Source organism: Stenotrophomonas sp. (assembly GCF_032103445.1).
In the GTDB taxonomy this organism is placed as follows: domain Bacteria; phylum Pseudomonadota; class Gammaproteobacteria; order Xanthomonadales; family Xanthomonadaceae; genus Stenotrophomonas.
Genome location: NZ_DAMDFR010000044.1, coordinates 1 through 16,089, shown reverse-complemented (window position 1 = coordinate 16,089; position 16,089 = coordinate 1). Strand labels below are relative to the sequence as shown.

Here is a 16,089-nt window from a genome sequence, read left to right as displayed (position 1 = left end):
GCAGGTGAGGGCGGTCCAAGCTGGGTCTCCCCTTCTGGATTGCTCCCCATGAAAGCCATTGCCTACACCCAGCACGGCCTGCCGATCACCGACCCGGCGGCCCTGATCGATCTGGACCTGCCGCTGCCCACGCCCGGCCCGCGCGATCTGCGCGTACAGGTCCGGGCGATCTCGGTGAACCCGGTCGACACCAAGGTCCGCCGCAACGTCGCGGCCAGCGAGCCGCGCGTGATCGGCTGGGATGCGGTCGGCATCGTGGATGCAGTCGGCAGCGAGGTCAGCCTGTTCCAGCCGGGCGACGCGGTCTACTACGCTGGCGACATCAATCGCCCCGGCAGCAATGCCGAGTACCAGCTGGTCGACGAGCGCATCGTCGGCCGCAAGCCGGCCAGCCTTGATGACGCGGCCGCCGCCGCGCTGCCGCTGACCGCGATCACCGCTTGGGAACTGCTGTTCGACCGCCTGCGCATCGCCGAAGGCGGCGGTGCCGGCCAGACCCTGCTGGTGGTGGGCGCGGCCGGTGGCGTGGGTTCGATCCTGGTCCAGCTGGCGCGCCAGCTGACCCAGCTCACGGTGATCGGCACTGCCTCGCGACCGGACACCCAGGATTGGGTGCTGGACCTGGGCGCGCACCACGTCATCGACCACAGCCAGCCGCTGACCGAAGGCCTGACCCGTATCGGCATCAACGCGGTCACGCACGTGGCCAGCCTCACCCACACCGACCAGCACTACGCGCAGATCGTCTCTGCGCTGGAACCCCAGGGCCAGCTCGCACTGATCGACGACCCGGGCCAGCTCGACGTGATGGCGCTCAAGCGCAAGAGCCTGTCGCTGCACTGGGAGTCGATGTTCACCCGTTCCACCTTCGGCACCCCGGACCTGCAGCGCCAGCATGACCTGCTCAACCGGGTGTCCGAGCTGGTCGACGCCGGCGTGCTGCGTACCACGCTGGGTGAGCATTACGGCCGCATTGATGCGGCCAACCTGCGCCGCGCCCACGCGCTGATCGAAAGCCACCGCGCCCGCGGCAAGCTGGTGCTGGAAGGGTTCTAGGTCAGGGGATGCCGTTCCGGCAGTGCTGGTCGAAGCCGGCATGGCCGGCCAGCCGCCCGAACCAGGCCTGCACAGCGGGCAGGTCTGGTTTCTCACCCTGTGTCATCAGCCAGCGCTGGGTCGACAGCCCCAGCACGATATCGGCCAGGGTAAACACCGGGCCGGTGGAGTAGGCACCGGTGCTGGCCAATTGCTGGTCCAGCTGCTGCATCAGCCGGTTCCACCGGGCCAGGCTGGTCGCGGCGGCGGCTTCGTCCGCGTAATCCGGGTGCTGCCGGACCCGCGACATGAACACGTAACGCCATGCCGTGTTGAGATCGGTGGCTTGCCAGTCCATCCATTGCTCGACCTGGGCCCGCGCCTGCGGGTCCTGTGGCAGCAGGTCGTCACGCTGCGCCCGCGCGGCCAGATAGCGGCAGATGCTGTTGGATTCCCACAGCACGAAGTCGCCGTCGCGGATGACCGGCACCAGGCCGTTGGGGTTGCGAGACTGCAGCTCGGCCGCCTCGCCGCTGTGGGTTCCATCAGCACCCAGATGCCGGTAATCCAGCCCAAGCAGCTGGCACAGCCACAGCACTTTGCGCACATTGATCGAGGTCGACTTTCCAAGCACGTCCAGCATGGGGACTCCGGCGCAGCCATTGAGACCCGCTCAGCCTACACTGGGCGCATGCAACCTGAATTCCTCATCCTTGGCGGCCTGCTCTGCGCCGTCCTCGTGCTGCAGCTGGCCACCCTGCTGCGGCGTTCCCGTCATGACGGCCTGGAGCAGTCGCTGCGCGAGGAAGCGCGTATCGGCCGCAGCGAACTGCGCGAGCAGCTGGAAGGGCTGGGGCGGCAGCAGGACGCGCGGCTGGAAAGCTTCGCGCGCGCGCTGACCGACCTGTCCACCCGCACCGACCAGCGCCTGGACCTGCTGCGCGACGCGCTCAATGACGACGCGCGCAAGGCCCGCGAGGAAAGCACCGGCGCACAGCAGCGCCTGGGCGATTCGCTCGGTCAGCGTCTGCAGGACCTGATCCAGCGCAACGAACAGCGCATCGGTGAGATGCGCGGCACGCTGGAGCAGCAGCTGCAGACCCTGCAGCGCGACAACGCCGAGAAGCTCGACCAGATGCGCGTCACCGTCGATGAGAAGCTGCAGAGCACGCTGGAAGCGCGCCTGGGTGCCTCGTTCCAGCTGGTCTCGGATCGCCTGGAACAGGTGCAGCGCGGGCTGGGCGAGATGCAGCAACTGGCCACTGGCGTGGGCGACCTCAAGCGGGTGCTGACCAACGTCAAGAACCGGGGCAGCTGGGGCGAAGTGCAGCTGGAGAACATCCTCGAACAGACCCTCACCCAGGAGCAGTACGCACGTGGGGTGAAGGTGCGTCCGGACAGTGGCGAGATGGTCGACATCGCGGTGCGTCTGCCCGGCCGCAGTCCCGATGATGTGCCGGTATGGTTGCCGATCGATTCCAAGTTCCCCAGCGAGGACTACGAGCGCCTGCTCGACGCGCAGGAGCAGGGCGATGTCGAGGGTGTGCGCCAACAGGGCGCACAGCTGGAACGTGCGATCCGCATCCAGGCCAAGTCGATCAGCGACAAGTACATCGTGCCGCCGCACACCACCGACTTCGCGGTGATGTTCCTGCCCACCGAAGGCCTGTACGCCGAAGTGATCCGTCGCCCCGGTCTGGTTGATCTGCTGCAGCGCGAGCATCGCGTGGTGGTGGCCGGTCCGACCACGGTGACCGCACTGCTCAACAGCCTGCAGATGGGCTTCCGCACGCTGGCGATCGAACAGCGCTCCAGCGAGGTGTGGGTGCTGCTGGGCGCGGTGAAGAGCGAGTTCGGCAAGTTCGCCGGCATTCTGGAAAAGGCCGAAAAGCAGATCAGCACCGTGGGCCGCAGCCTGGGCGAGGCCAGCCGCAAGACCCGCACCATCGAACGCCGCCTGCGCGGGGTGGAATCGCTGGGCGGTGAGCAGACCCGGCAGCTGCTGGGTGACATCGGGCTGGATGGCGGCGATGAGGACGAAGCGGACGGCGACACCGAATAAGGTGTCGCGATGCACGGGGGTGACCTACCATCGGGCTTCTTCCAATGGAAAGCTCCCGATGCGTTTAACCCTGATGTTGTCCGCGCTGTTGTTGCTTGCAGGCTGTGCCACCACCACCGCGGACACCCCGCCTTCCAGCAGTGACAATGCGCCGGTGCCCGCGCACGGCGGAGCTGCCGATGCCGCCGCCGCCGAAGCCGACTGCGCCGCTGTCGGCGGCAAGCTGATGCCGCTGGGGCGCCTGCAGCGGGTGCAGTGCGTGGTGCCGTATGCCGACGCCGGCAAGAGCTGCCGCACCAAGTCCGATTGCAGTGGGCAGTGTTTGGCCAGTGGTGACGCTGAGCTGGTGCCGGGGACGGCGGCGACCGGTGTGTGCCAGCGTGACATGAGCCAGAACTTTGGTTGCCGTCAGCGTATTGATGGCGGGTTGGCGCAGGGTACGATCTGCGTTGATTGATTTGGCATTACGCCAACAGCAGTCGACCAACGGTCGACTCTACCCCTCCAGTTTTTCTCCGTGAGTTTTATATGAGCCAGAACGTCTACGACATTCCCGTCACCACCATTGAAGGCCAGCCGTCGTCGCTGGCGGACTACCGCGGCAAGGTGCTGCTGGTGGTCAACGTGGCCTCCAAGTGCGGCCTGACGCCGCAGTACGAAGGGCTGCAGGCGCTGTACGCCGACAAGCAGGCCGCCGGGCTGGAAGTGCTGGGTTTCCCGGCCAACAACTTCCTCGGCCAGGAGCCGGGCACCGAAGCGGACATCCAGCAGTTCTGCCAGCTGGAATACAACGTCGGCTTCCCGATGTTCGCCAAGATCAGCGTGGCCGGTGATGACATCCACCCGCTGTACGCCGAGCTGACCCAGGCCCTGCCGGCCGCCACTGGCGAGGGCCCGATGCGCGAGAAGCTGCAGGGCGCGGTCGCCAAGTTCCCCGACCTGGTGGTCAACCCGGCCCCGGGCGTGCTGTGGAACTTCGAGAAGTTCCTCATCGGCCGCGACGGCCAGGTCATCGCCCGTTTCGCCCCGGACGTGCCCGCCAACGACCCGCGCCTCGTCGCCGCGGTCGACGCCGCATTGGCCGGTTGATTGGCCACAAAAAACCCCGCCTCGGCGGGGTTTTTCATCGGCGGCTCAATTACCCCAATTAGGCATCGGCATCGCGTCGACCGGAATCGGATCGGCATCGTCCGCATCGCGCCCACGGCGGTGCTTGCCGCGCAGGTCGTTCTCGATCTGGTAGTTGCGGCGCTGCAGCCACGCATCACGGGTCAGCGCGTACTCGTCCACCGCGCTGTCGCGGATGTCATCCAGCGCCATCAGCTGCGCACGCATGTCCACCAGTTGCAGGCCCTGCAGCGGAATGCGCACTTTGTCTTCCTCGATGGTGCGGATCGGCGACAGCGGAATGTCGCCGGCCAGGCCAAACACGTCGCGCACGGTGCGCGGGCCGAAGAACGGCAGCTCCACGTAGCGCGAATTGCGCCAGCCCCACGCGCCCAGGGTCTGGCCGAAGTCCTCGCTGCGGCGGGGCACGCCACCGGCACTGGCCGGATCGAACAGGCCGCCGATGCCGATGGTGGAGTTGATCAGGAACCGGCCCAGGCTGTCCCAGGCGTCGCCGGGGCGACCCTGCAGCAGCTGGTTGGTGATGGTCACCGGGGCACGCAGGTTGCTGAAGAAGTTGGTCACACCGGTGCGGGCAAAGCGCGGCACCACCTTGGTGTAGGCCGTGGCCAGCGGACGGGCCACGGCGCGGTCGACCACGTCGTTGAACGCATGCACGCGGCGGTTGAAGCCCTCCCAGGGATCGTAGGACGGCTGTGCGTCGCTGCTGCCATCGGCGCTGGGAACCGGGCCACCGTACAGCGCGGCAAAGTCATCTTCGGCGGCGGTAGGGGCGGCCTCGCCGGTCGCTGCGGTGGCAGGGTCAGCGGGCGCGGGTGTTGCGGTGTCGGCAACGGGCACGCCGTCGGCATCGCTGGCGGCCTGGGGCGCTGCGGGGGCGTCCTCGACGGCAGCGGCAGCCGGCGTCGAATCCACCGCCACGCTGGCAGGTGCGCTGTCGCGCGCGGGCTTGGCCGCGCAGGCACTGAGCAGCGCCACCAGCAGCAGAAGGGAAAGGGTGCGTACGACGTTCATGTCAGCTCGCGGCAGAAAGGGCATTGAAATCAAGGGAAGCGTCCAGTCGGTAGGCGGCGCTCAGTTCGGTGAAACCCGGCGGCGTACCCTGCAGGTCCAGCGTACGCCCGGCAGCGCGTGCGCGCGCGGCCAGTTCGGCCAGCAGCGCCAGGCCTGCGCTGTCCACCGCGGTAACGGCGTTCAGATCCAGCACGCTCACCGCGGCCGGCAGCGACTGCAGCTGCGGCCACAGCGCCACCACGGCTGCACGGTCAAGCGCGCCACTCAGGCGCGCCCGTGAACCGTCCAGCTGCAGGGCCGCGTTACTTGCCATTGCCAGCCGGTCCGGCCTGGGTGGTGCCGGCGCGCAGGTCGGCGGCAACCTGCTTGATGCCCTTCTGCTTCAGCGGGGCGTCGAACTGGGTGCGGAAGGTCTGCACGTAGGAAATACCTTCGATGTTGACGTCGAAGATCTTCCACTGGCCGTTGACCTGACGCATCAGGTAATCCACCGGGGTGACTTCGCTGCCGCTGCGCACCAGTTCAGTGGACACACGAACGGCGCGACCACCCGACATCGGGGTTTCGCCCTTGGCACGGAAGCTGGGCTTGCCCTGGATGGTCAGCAGGGCCGAGCCATAGCGCTGCATCAGGTTGTCAGCCATCGCATCGGCAAACAGCTTCACGTCGGCATCTGAAGCGCCGCGGCCGTTGGCACCCAGCACCAGGCGCGCCGCGTAGTCGCGGTCGAAGGTGCGGTTGAGTTCGCTGTCGATGTAGCCGCGTAGCGCGGCTGGGTCCTTGTTGAACTCGGCCCTGCGGGTCTGCAGGGTGTTGAGGATGCGCGAGCTGGCATCCAGCACCACCTTGGTGGCCTGGCCCTGCTGCGCGCTGGCAGCGGCCGGCGCAGCCTGCGCCAGGACAAAGGACGGGGTGGCGGCCAACAGGGCCGAAGCGAGCAGGGCGGGGATCAGTTTCTGGTTCATTTCTGCGGTTCCGTTGCCGGCGCATCGGCACCGGGAGCTTCCTGGGAGGCGGCACCGGTGTTGCCCGAGCCGCTGAACATGTATTTGCCAACCATCTGGATCAGATCCACGGCCGGCTGGGTGAAGATGATTTCGTCGCCGGGCTTGAGCACCTCCGGGTCGCCGCCCGGCTGCAGTCCGATATAGCTCTCGCCGAGCAAACCGCTGGTGAATATGCCGGCGGAGGTGTCGGCCGGCAGGTCCTTGAACTTGCCGTCCAGCTTCAGGGTGACGATGGAATCGAAGCGGGTCGGGTCAAGGTCGATGTTGGCGACCTGGCCCACGACCACGCCGCCGATCTTCACCGGGGCCTGCTTGCGCAGCTGCCCGATCTGGGTGAAGCGCGCCTTCAGTTCATAGCCGTCGCCGCCGAAGCCCCAGCGCTGGTTGGTGGAGGCTACCGCCAGCACGAGCAGCGAGGCCAGCGCCAGCAGCAGGAACGCGCCGACGGAAAATTCGAGTCTGGGACCGCGGATGGCCATGGAAAATCTCACCGTTGTTTGTCAGGTGCCTGGCGGGCCAGGCGAGCATCAAAAGGGGACAGCGGATCAGCGGAACAGCATCGCCGACAGCACGAAGTTGAACATCAGCACCAGCAGCGAGGCATTCACCACCGCGCGGGTGGTGGCCACCGAGGTGCCCTCGATGGTGGGTTCGGCGTGGAAGCCCACATACGAAGCCACCAGTGCGGCAGTACCGCCGAAGATGGCCGACTTCAGCATTGCCACGCCGAAGTCGTCCCAGAAATCCACGCTGTTGCTCAGCGCCGACCAGAACACGCCATTGTCCAGGCCCAGCACGTGCACGGCCTCGAAGTAGCTCGCGCTGATCGCCAGCGAACAGAAGATGCCGGTCAGCAGCGGAACGGTCAGCACTGCCGCCCAGAAGCGCGGTGCCACTGCCTTGGCGATCGGGTCGATCGCCATCAGCTCGAGCGCCTTGATCTGGTCGGTCGCGCGCATCAGCCCCAGCTCCGCGGCGATGGAGCTGCCGGCGCGGCCGATGAACAGCAGCGCGGTCAGCACCGGGGCCAGCTCGCGGTACAGCGACAGGCCGAGCAGGGTGGACAGCGCATCGGCCGCACCGAACGTGGTCAGAGTGCGATAGCCCTGCAGGGTCAGCACCAGACCGACGAAGGCCCCGCCGACGGCGATGATCGGCAGCGAGCGCGCGCCGATCTTGTAGATCTCGCGGGTAAGCTCGGCCAGGAAGTCGGCGCTGGGCAGGGAACCGCGCAGCACCGTCAGCGAGAACAGTCCGGCGCGGCCCAGCGAGCGGGTGGCTTCAACAAACGGCATCAGGCCACCTTCGCGCGCGGCGCGGCATCGAACGGAATCGGACCATCGGGCTGGCCATGCAGGAACTGGCGCAGCAGGGGATCGTCACTGGCTTCCAGCGCGGCCGGCGTGCCCTGGAACACCACCCCGCCATTGGCGATGGCGATCACCTGGTCGCAGATCGGCAGGGTTTCATGCACGTGGTGGCTGACGATGATGCTGGTCAGCCCCAGGCTGTGATTGAGGCGCTGGATGAGGCTCATGATCACGCCGCTGGCGATCGGGTCCAGCCCGGTCAGCGGTTCGTCGTAGATCATCAGCGGCGGGTCCAGCGCCAGTGCACGGGCCAGCGCGACACGGCGGGCCATGCCGCCGGACAGTTCGCGCGGCCAGGCATCCGCAGCGGCCAGCAGGCCCACCGCATGCAGCTTCATGTCCACCAGGCGGCGCAGCACCGGCATCGGCAAACGGGTATGCGTGCGCAGCGGCAGTGCCACGTTTTCGGCCACGGTCAGGTCGGTCAGCAGACCGTTGCCCTGCAGCAGCACACCCACGCTGCGGCGCATTTCGCGCAGTGCGCTGCTGCCGGCGGGAATGGGCTGGCCGAACAGGGTGATCGACCCGGCCGCCGGGCGCAGTTCGCCGGTCAGCGCCGCCAGCAGCGTCGACTTGCCGCTGCCCGACGGACCCAGCACCGCGGTGATGCTGCCGCGCGGCACCGACAGCGAAACGTCGCGCAGGATCGCGCGACCGCCGCGCTCGATGCGCACGTCATTCAACTGCACCAATGGATCGTGGGAAGCCGTCATGGACGCCATTAACAATTTTCCAACGTTCTAAGATCGTGGTGGGCGGCTGAACATAACCGAACTGGATCGTGCAGTATTGTCGCACGGCCATGTCGCGGAACGGTCGGTCCAATCCCGCCACCCCGTGGAACAATCCGGCACACTGTGCGCGATGAGCGACCCCGCCGCCGATTTCCGCCTGTACCACTCCAACTCCCTCGACGTGCTGGCCGCGCTGCTGGCGCGGCATGTACGCGCGCCGGTACCCGGCCAATCATTGCTGGAACCGGAGGTCATTCTGATTCCGCAGGTGGCGATGCGGCGCTGGCTGCACTCCACCCTCGCGGCTGAGTTCGGCGTCGCCGCCAACCTGGAATTCCTGACCCCCGGCGAGTTCGTCGCGCGCGCCCTGAACGCCAATGTGGACGGCGAGGCCGATGACCTGGACGCCGCAGGCATGCGCTGGCGGTTGTACCAGGCGCTGCGCGACCCTGCCTTGCTCGAACAGCCACCGCTGCGCGCGCTGCGGGCGTATCTCTCCGGTCCCGATCCGCTGCTGCCGTGGGCGCTGGCGGGCGAGCTGGCCAGCGTGTTCGAGAAGTACCAGGCGTGGCGTCGCGATTGGCTCCTTCGCTGGGAAGCCGGGGCCGATCCGGCCGATCCGCAGGCCATCCTGTGGCGCGCCGTGGCCCAGGGCCACTCGTACCGTGCGCGCCGCATCCAGGCTTACCTAGACCGCTTTGAAGGCGCGGGCCGGCCGCTGCCGCAGGGGCTGCCACGACGCCTGTCGGCATTCGCCACACTGAACATCTCGCCGGACGTGCTGCGGGTGATGGCCACCCAGGCCCGGGTTGGCGAGCTGCACTTCTATCTGCCCACCCCGACCCAGGCGTACTGGGGCGACCTGCAGACCCTGGCCGAGAAACTGCGCAGCGGTGCGCCGGATCCGTTCGGAGACGCCGCCGGCGAAAACCGCCTGCTGCAGGCCTGGGGCGCGGCCGGGCGTGACTTCATGGCGGTGCTGGGCAGCTACGAAGTGGTGCACCCCAGCGGTGAGATCGCTGCCTACGCCGACCCCGAACTCGATGCCCGCGCCACGCTGGAGGACGGCGGTCTTGCCGACAGCCTGCTGCATCGGTTGCAACGCGACCTGTTCCATCGTCGCGGACACCCGTCGGGTGACCTCTTGCCCGCGCTGCGCCGCGATGACCCCAGCCTGCAGGTGCATGCCTGCCATACCCGGCTGCGCGAACTTCAGGTGCTGCACGACCAGCTGCGTGCGCTGCTGCAGGACCCGCGCTTCGATCCGCCGCTGCAGGCCCGCGACATCGCCGTGCTGGCACCGGATATCGATCCGTACGTGCCGTACCTGGAAGCGGTGTTCGGTGGACGCAGCGGCGACCTGGAACACATTCCCTATGCCCTGGCCGACACCAGCCCGCTGGCCGGCGAGCCGCTGGCCGACGTGTTCGTGCATCTGCTGGCACTGCCGGTGTCGCGCTTCGGTCTGAACGAAGTGCTGGACCTGCTCGGCAGCGCGCCGCTGGCCGAAGCCTCGGGTCTGGATGCGGTGGCATTCGAACGCCTGCACGACTGGCTGCTGGCGGCCGGCGCACGCTGGGGTTTGAATGCCGACCACCGCCAGCGTCACCAGGCACCGGCCGACGATGCCTTCACCTGGCAGTTCGCACTGGATCGCCTGCTGCTGGGGCATGCCAGCGGCGACGACGGTGACATCGCCGGGGTGGCGCCGTGGCCGGAACTGGAAGGCAGCGCGCTGGAGGCGCTGGACAGGCTGATCCGGCTGCTTCGGGTGTTGGCCGTGAGCCAGCAGCGGCTGAGCGAAGCGTTGAGCCCAGGGCAGTGGCGGCAACGTCTGCTCGCTCTGCTGGACGCGCTGCTGCCGCTGCCGCCGGCCACCGCGCAGGGGCAACGCGCGCTGGAACGCCTGCGCAAGCTGGTCAATCAGTTCGCCGACGAGGCCGACAGCGCCGGCTTCGAGGCGCCGGTACCGCCGGAGGTGATCCGTGCGCACTTCGGCGGCGTGCTCGGCGAAGCCGACACCCGCGCTCCACTGCTCACCGGCGGCATCAGTTTCGGCCGCATGGTGCCGATGCGACTGCTGCCGTTCCGGGTGATCTGCGTGTTGGGTTTGAACGACGGCGACTTCCCGCGCCGCGACCCGGCGGCGGGCCTCAATCAACTCACCGCCGAGCTGGACACGCCGCGCCGCCGTCCCGGCGACCGCTCCACCCGTGAGGACGACCGCTTCCTGTTCCTGCAGCTGTTCGCAGCGGCACAGGACGTGTTCTACCTGAGCTACCTGGGCGCGGACCCACGCGATGGCAGCGTGCGTGAACCATCGGTGCTGGTCAGCGAACTGATCGACGCGGCAGCTGGCTACCATGTGGACCCGGACGCGGCCGTGCGTGCCTTCACTGTGCAGCATGCGTTGCAGCCCTTCTCGCCGGCCGCCTTCGGTGGCGGTGACGAGCCGCGTCGCTTCAGTTACCAGCGCGCCTGGCATCCCGCTGCGCAGCAGGCGGGCGTCACCCGTCGGCTGCCGCCCGCATGGTTCGACACGGCGTTGCCGCCCAGTCCGGACCTCGCCCCCGAACAGCACCTGTCGCTGGACGCCCTGCGCCGCCTGCTGGTCGATCCGGCCGGGCAGTTCCTGTCACAGACGCTGGGACTGCGTCTGCCCGATCCACTGGAAGACGTGGATGACGTTGAGCCGCTGGTGATCGCCGGGCGCGGGCTGGAGCAGCGCACCCTGCAGCTGGCGGTGATCGACGCCACCCTGCGCGGCGACGACGCACCCCTTTATCCACGTCTGCGCGCGCGTGGCCTGGTTCCGTCCGGCGCGCTCGGCGAGCGCCAGTTCGCCGCTGTGCAGGCGCAGACCCAGCCCTATGGGCAGGCCCTGGCGCAGTGGCTGCAGGGCACGCCACTGGAAAGCCGTCGCTATGAAGTGCAGATCGACGGCGTGACCCTGTTCGGTCGCGTCGATGATCGCCATCCGCACGGGCTGGTGCGCCTGCGTGCAGGCAGCCTCAACGGCCCGGCGGCGATCCGCCACGGGCTGGACTGGCTGCTGGCCAACGCGGCGGGCGATGCGCTGCCGCTGGTGCAGTTCTTCGACGCCGGCGACGACGGACTGGGGCCGCATGTGCTGCCGGCTCCGGGCCAGGCCCAGGCGCGCGCTGCGTTGTCGGCGCTGCTGCAGCTGCGCGAGCGTGGGCTGCGCGAACCGCTGCCGTATGGCCCCTACACCGGTTGGGCGGTGTTCAACGCACCCGCCGCCAAGCGCCACGCCGAGGGCGCGAAGCAATGGCACGGCGGTGACCGCAGCTGGGGCGAAGGCAGTGGCGAGGCCTATCAGCTGGCGCTGCGCGGGCAGTCACTGTTCAACGACGAGGCCCGCTACGCCGATCTGCTGCAGATCAGCTTCACCGTGTTCCGCGCCGTGCGCCAGGCGCAGGTGTTCAGCGGCTTCGATACGGAGGACGCAGCATGAGCGCCGCCATCGACCCGTACCTGACCCTGCCGCTGCAGGGCGTGCAGCTGATCGAGGCCAGTGCAGGCACCGGCAAGACCTTCACCCTGGCCACGTTGTTCACCCGGCTGGTGGTGGAACGCGGCCTGCGCATCGGCCAGATCCTGGCGGTCACCTTCACCGATGCGGCCACCCAGGAACTGCGCAAGCGTATCCGCGAGCGCCTGGCGCTGGCGGCACGGCTGGTTGATCTACCCGCCAGCGAAGACGAGAGCCCGGATGTCATCCTGACCCGGTCCATCCTGCAGCGCCATCTGCAACACGGCAGCGAAAGCGCCACAGCGCTGTCCCGCCGCCTGCAGATCGCGGCTGACGAGATCGACCTGGCCTCGATCTTCACCATCCACGGCTTCTGCACCCGGGTACTGCGAGAACATGCGCTGGAAAGCGGGCATACCTTCGAACCGCCGGAACTGATTCCGGGCGAGCGGGTGCTGTACGAGGAACTGGCCGCCGATCTTTGGCGCGTGCACGCCAATGACCCGGCCACGCTGGACGCACTGCTGCGGCTGTGGAAGAACCCCGAGGCGCTGGCGGCGGACCTGCCGGCGCTGCGCGCACCGCTGCCGCTGCTGCCGGCACTGCCGGCGGTGGCGCTGGCGGACCCCAGCGCGGCGCTGCAGGAGGCCGCCGTCCGATTGGGCGAGGTCATCCAGACTCATGCCGAAACCGCACAGGCCACCATTGATGCGGCCTTTGAACGCAAGGTCTTCGACGGTCGCCGCGCCAAGCGGCCAAGCTTCGAGAAGGCGTTCAACGAGCTGTTGGCTGGCCGCGCTGCGCTGGCCTGGGCACGCGGTGACAAGACCCACCTGGGCAAGCTGCTGCCCGACGCCCTGCGTGACTACTGCAAGGACGGGCAGCAGGCGCAATGTCCCGGTTCACCGTTGTTCGATGCATTGGCGCAGTGGTGGCATGCGGCCGATGCCCGCGACGCCTGGCTGCGCGAACAGGCCGTGCGCCTGCTGCACCGGCTGCGCGACGAAGCGCGCGCACGCCTGGAGGAACTGAAGCGGCAGCGGCGCGTGCAGACCTACGATGACCTGATCGACGGCGTGGCGCGGGCGCTGGAAGGGCCAGACAGGCAGGTCCTGGTGCGGCAGCTGCGCGTGCAGTACCGCATGGCGCTGGTCGATGAGTTCCAGGATACCGACGACCGCCAATGGGGCATCTTCCAGACCGTGTTCGGCGACAGCGCCGAAACGCGTGAGGCGGGGCTGGAGCCGGCGCTGTTCCTGATCGGTGACCCCAAGCAGGCCATCTACGGCTTCCGCGGCGGCGACATCCACACCTACCTCAGCGCCAAGCGCGCGGCCGTGGCGGCTCCTGCGCTGAACCGCAACTTCCGCTCGCGACCGGCCGTGCTGCGCGCGCTGCAGGCGCTGTACGACACCGCGGGCGAACAGGCCTTCGGCGGTGCTGACATCGCCTTCGAGCCGGTGCTGCCGGGCAGCGTACGCGTTGACCAGGACTTCCAGCGCGACGGTGCAGCGGCCCCGGGCCTGACCCTGCGCGTGCTGCGCAGCGATGATGGCAAGCCACTCAATGCCGATCCGTCACGCCAGCAGGCCACCGAGGCCTGCGTGGCCGCCATCCATGCGGTGCTCAGCGAAGCGCGCGCTGGCCAGGCGCTGTTGCGCGGGCGTCCCGTGCAGGCCGGCGACATCGCGGTGCTGGTGCGCCGCCACAGCGAAGCCACGCGCATCCAGCAGGCACTGGCAGCGGCGGGCATTCCGGCGGTCGCCGCGGGCAAGCAGAGCCTGTACGCCACCGCTGAAGCGCGCGAACTGCGCGTGCTGCTGCTGGCGCTGCTGCAACCCGCCGACGAAGGCCGCCTGCGTGCAGCCTTGTCCACGGTGCTGCTGGGATACTCCGCAGCGCAGATTGCAGCGATGGAGCAGGATGGCGACCTGCAACGAACCCTGCAGGTGCAGCTGCTGCACTGGCGCGAGCGCTGGCACCGTGGCGGTCCCTTCGCGGTCGTGGCCGATGTCTGCGCGGGCCAGGCCGAACGCCTGCTGGCGCTGATGGATGGCGAGCGCCGGCTTACCAATTACCTGCAGCTGGCCGAACTGCTGCAGGAAGCCTCGACCCGAGCGCTGGGCATGCACGGCCTGCTGGATTGGCTGCAGGTGCAGATGGCACACGCAGACCAGGACGACGAACAGCAGCTGTTGCGGCTGGAATCGGACGCGCGCCGGGTGCAGATCGTCACCCTGCACAAGAGCAAGGGCCTGGAATACCCGCTGGTGTTCCTGCCGTTCGTGGGCATTGACGGTGGTGCGCCGAACACCGATGCGCATTGCACCGTGCACACCGCGCAGGGCCGCGAGCTGCATTGGAAACTGGACAAGGACGCCAGCTGGGAAGCCGCCAGCGCGCTGCGCGAACGCGAACAGCGCGCCGAGGACGCGCGCCTGCTCTACGTTGGCCTGACCCGCGCCGAACACGCCCTGTGGATCGCCTGCGGCGACCTTGCCGGGCTGGCACGCACCCCGCTGGCCCCGTTGTTGACCCCGTTGGATGCGCTGCGCGCCAACCCGGATATCCGCGTGGACGACACACCGCTGCCGCCGCGCCCCGCGCCGCTGGCGGTGGAACGCGAAGGCGCGCTCCCGCCGGTGCGCGCGGTGACCCGGCGCGTGCCGCACGACTGGTGGGTGTACAGCTTCACCCAGCTGGCCCAGGCCGATGCCGGTGGCGAAGACGATACCGACGCGGTGTCCACCGAAGCCCCGGCCGCGGCGGCCGACGAACCGACCGGTGGCGAGCTGCCGCTGGAACCGGCCGTGCCCGCCGACGAGACCGCTGCGGACGTACCCGATCCCCGCTTCATGGGCAGCCGTTTCGGCAATGTGCTGCATGACGCCCTGGAGAACACCGACTTCGCCGCCTGGGGCAGCTGGTTGCCCGGCGAGGGTGCACCTGAAGGGCAGGACAGGGTCCTGCGCGCTTCGCTGCGTGCGGAAGGCTACGCCGACGAAGACCTCGACGACGGCGTCGCCGTGCTGGCACCGCTGGTCGGCCACACACTGACCGTGCCGCTGCCCGAGGGCGGGGCCCTGCACAGTCTGGCTGCCAGCGAACGCCGCGCCGAAATCGAGTTCCACTTCGCGCTGGAACCCACCGCCGTCAGCGAACTGCTGGACGTGCTGCACGCGCATGGCGTGGTGCGTGAGCGCCGCAGCTTCGGCACCCGGCGGCGGCTGGAAGGGCTGATGACCGGCAAGATCGACTTGACCTACGTGCGCGACGGCCGCTGGTACGTGCTGGACTACAAGTCCAACCGTCTACCCGGCTACAGCCCGGCGCTGCTGGAGGCGGCCATGCGCCACAGCGAATACGACCTGCAGGCACTGGTGTACACCGTGGCGCTGCACCGCTGGCTGCGCTTCCGGCTGGGCAGCGGCTACGACTACGCACGCGACATCGGGGGCATCCGCTACCTGTTCTGTCGTGGTCTGGCGGTTCCCGGCGAAGGCGTCTACACGCACCGCTTCGACCCGGCGCTGGTGGACGCACTGGATGCGTTGTTCGCCGGTGGGCCGGCGCAGCAGGCGGTGCTGGCCGCACGCGCACGCGGAGAGATCGCATGAGCCTGCTCAATGCCCTGTACCGCAGCGGGCTGCTGCGCACCCTCGACCATGCGCTGGCGCAGAGTCTGCGCCGGCTGCAGCCCGATACCCCGGAGCCGGTGCAGCTGGCGGCTGCGCTGGCCTCGTTGGCCGTGTCGCAGGGTCATGCCGGCTTCGATCCGACCCAGCCGCAGCGCCTGCTGGACGCGGAGGGCGTGGACTGGCCCGCCGCGCAGGCCTGGCTGCAGCAGCTGCGTGCCTCGCCGTGGGTGGCCACGCCCGCACAGGATGCGGCCGTGTCCGAGGACGCGCCGCTGGTGCTGGAGCACGGACTGCTCTACCTGCGCCGGTATCGCGAATATGAGCGCCGCCTGGCGCTGGGGCTGCAGCGGATCGCCAGCCAGCCGTTGGCGGCGAACGATCCCGCTGCGTTGGCACCGCTGTTCGCGCGCCTGTTCCCGAATGCACTGGAAGGCACGGATCACCAGGCGCGCGCAGCGGCCGTGGCCCTGCGGCACCCGTTGCTGCTGGTCACCGGCGGTCCGGGTACCGGCAAGACCACCACCATTGCCCGCGTACTGGCGCTGCTGGCCGCGCAGGCCCTGCAGGCGGGTCAGCCGGCACCGCAGGTGGCGCTCGCCGCGCCGACC

14 protein-coding genes are annotated in these 16,089 nt (G+C 68.8%); 7 read left to right on the top strand and 7 right to left on the bottom strand.

Going from position 1 to position 16,089, the window contains the following annotated elements:
• Positions 1-48 precede the first annotated feature (48 nt).
• The gene (locus RT551_RS14925) at positions 49-1,056 is read left to right on the top strand and encodes a zinc-binding alcohol dehydrogenase family protein (RefSeq protein WP_313460143.1); all 1,008 of its coding nucleotides are present in this window, start codon (positions 49-51) and stop codon (positions 1,054-1,056) included.
• Between the two features lies 1 nt (position 1,057).
• On the opposite strand, the gene RT551_RS14920 is transcribed toward RT551_RS14925, so the two are convergent.
• Entirely contained in the window at positions 1,058-1,678 is a 621-nt protein-coding gene (locus RT551_RS14920) for a glutathione S-transferase N-terminal domain-containing protein (RefSeq protein ID WP_313460141.1), read from the bottom strand.
• A 48-nt stretch (positions 1,679-1,726) separates the two neighbouring features.
• On the opposite strand from RT551_RS14920, the gene RT551_RS14915 reads away from it, so the two are divergent.
• The 3 genes from RT551_RS14915 (at position 1,727) to RT551_RS14905 (ending at position 4,186) form a co-directional block, all read left to right on the top strand.
• Positions 1,727-3,097: a DNA recombination protein RmuC gene (locus RT551_RS14915; protein WP_313460138.1), complete on the top strand. Its 1,371-nt coding sequence runs from the start codon at positions 1,727-1,729 to the stop codon at positions 3,095-3,097.
• Positions 3,098-3,155: 58 nt separating this feature from the next.
• Positions 3,156-3,554, top strand: a complete 399-nt coding sequence (locus RT551_RS14910) for a hypothetical protein (RefSeq protein WP_313460136.1) — start codon at positions 3,156-3,158, stop codon at positions 3,552-3,554.
• A 71-nt stretch (positions 3,555-3,625) separates the two neighbouring features.
• Complete coding sequence (locus RT551_RS14905; RefSeq protein ID WP_313460133.1) at positions 3,626-4,186, top strand: glutathione peroxidase; 561 nt, start codon at positions 3,626-3,628, stop codon at positions 4,184-4,186.
• Between the two features lie 45 nt (positions 4,187-4,231).
• Here the strand turns inward: RT551_RS14905 and RT551_RS14900 are convergent, their stop codons facing one another.
• From RT551_RS14900 to RT551_RS14875, 6 genes are all read right to left on the bottom strand, one after another.
• Positions 4,232-5,239 (bottom strand): VacJ family lipoprotein, encoded by a 1,008-nt coding sequence (locus RT551_RS14900; RefSeq protein WP_313460130.1) that lies wholly within the window; start codon positions 5,237-5,239, stop codon positions 4,232-4,234.
• Position 5,240: 1 nt separating this feature from the next.
• Entirely contained in the window at positions 5,241-5,552 is a 312-nt protein-coding gene (locus RT551_RS14895) for an STAS domain-containing protein (protein WP_313460128.1), read from the bottom strand.
• Positions 5,542-6,204 (bottom strand): ABC transporter substrate-binding protein, encoded by a 663-nt coding sequence (locus tag RT551_RS14890; protein WP_313460125.1) that lies wholly within the window; start codon positions 6,202-6,204, stop codon positions 5,542-5,544. The genes RT551_RS14895 and RT551_RS14890 overlap by 11 nt, the downstream gene beginning before the upstream one ends.
• A complete protein-coding gene (gene mlaD / locus RT551_RS14885) occupies positions 6,201-6,725 on the bottom strand; it encodes an outer membrane lipid asymmetry maintenance protein MlaD (RefSeq protein WP_313460123.1) in 525 nt (174 codons plus the stop codon). The genes RT551_RS14890 and mlaD overlap by 4 nt, the downstream gene beginning before the upstream one ends.
• 66 nt (positions 6,726-6,791) lie before the next feature.
• Positions 6,792-7,541 (bottom strand): MlaE family lipid ABC transporter permease subunit, encoded by a 750-nt coding sequence (locus RT551_RS14880; protein WP_125361957.1) that lies wholly within the window; start codon positions 7,539-7,541, stop codon positions 6,792-6,794.
• Entirely contained in the window at positions 7,541-8,329 is a 789-nt protein-coding gene (locus RT551_RS14875; protein ID WP_313460121.1) for an ABC transporter ATP-binding protein, read from the bottom strand. The genes RT551_RS14880 and RT551_RS14875 overlap by 1 nt, the downstream gene beginning before the upstream one ends.
• A gap of 151 nt (positions 8,330-8,480) precedes the next feature.
• Here RT551_RS14875 and recC point away from each other — a divergent pair, with 151 nt between their 5' ends.
• The 3 genes from recC to RT551_RS14860 all read left to right on the top strand — a co-directional run.
• Positions 8,481-11,825, top strand: a complete 3,345-nt coding sequence (gene recC, locus RT551_RS14870; protein WP_313460120.1) for an exodeoxyribonuclease V subunit gamma — start codon at positions 8,481-8,483, stop codon at positions 11,823-11,825.
• Positions 11,822-15,460, top strand: coding sequence for an exodeoxyribonuclease V subunit beta (gene recB / locus RT551_RS14865; RefSeq protein WP_313460119.1), 3,639 nt, complete (start codon positions 11,822-11,824; stop codon positions 15,458-15,460). The genes recC and recB overlap by 4 nt, the downstream gene beginning before the upstream one ends.
• On the top strand, positions 15,457-16,089 hold a 633-nt coding region (locus RT551_RS14860), incomplete at its 3' end, for an AAA family ATPase (protein ID WP_313460118.1). The genes recB and RT551_RS14860, both read left to right, overlap by 4 nt.

Coding starts and splice junctions, on each gene's coding strand:
- RT551_RS14925 (WP_313460143.1), top strand. CDS start 49: ATGAAAGCCATTGCCTACACCCAGCACGGCCTGCCGATCACCGACCCG.
- RT551_RS14920 (WP_313460141.1), bottom strand. CDS start 1,678: ATGCTGGACGTGCTTGGAAAGTCGACCTCGATCAATGTGCGCAAAGTG.
- RT551_RS14915 (WP_313460138.1), top strand. CDS start 1,727: ATGCAACCTGAATTCCTCATCCTTGGCGGCCTGCTCTGCGCCGTCCTC.
- RT551_RS14910 (WP_313460136.1), top strand. CDS start 3,156: ATGCGTTTAACCCTGATGTTGTCCGCGCTGTTGTTGCTTGCAGGCTGT.
- RT551_RS14905 (WP_313460133.1), top strand. CDS start 3,626: ATGAGCCAGAACGTCTACGACATTCCCGTCACCACCATTGAAGGCCAG.
- RT551_RS14900 (WP_313460130.1), bottom strand. CDS start 5,239: ATGAACGTCGTACGCACCCTTTCCCTTCTGCTGCTGGTGGCGCTGCTC.
- RT551_RS14895 (WP_313460128.1), bottom strand. CDS start 5,552: ATGGCAAGTAACGCGGCCCTGCAGCTGGACGGTTCACGGGCGCGCCTG.
- RT551_RS14890 (WP_313460125.1), bottom strand. CDS start 6,204: ATGAACCAGAAACTGATCCCCGCCCTGCTCGCTTCGGCCCTGTTGGCC.
- mlaD (WP_313460123.1), bottom strand. CDS start 6,725: ATGGCCATCCGCGGTCCCAGACTCGAATTTTCCGTCGGCGCGTTCCTG.
- RT551_RS14880 (WP_125361957.1), bottom strand. CDS start 7,541: ATGCCGTTTGTTGAAGCCACCCGCTCGCTGGGCCGCGCCGGACTGTTC.
- RT551_RS14875 (WP_313460121.1), bottom strand. CDS start 8,329: ATGACGGCTTCCCACGATCCATTGGTGCAGTTGAATGACGTGCGCATC.
- recC (WP_313460120.1), top strand. CDS start 8,481: ATGAGCGACCCCGCCGCCGATTTCCGCCTGTACCACTCCAACTCCCTC.
- recB (WP_313460119.1), top strand. CDS start 11,822: ATGAGCGCCGCCATCGACCCGTACCTGACCCTGCCGCTGCAGGGCGTG.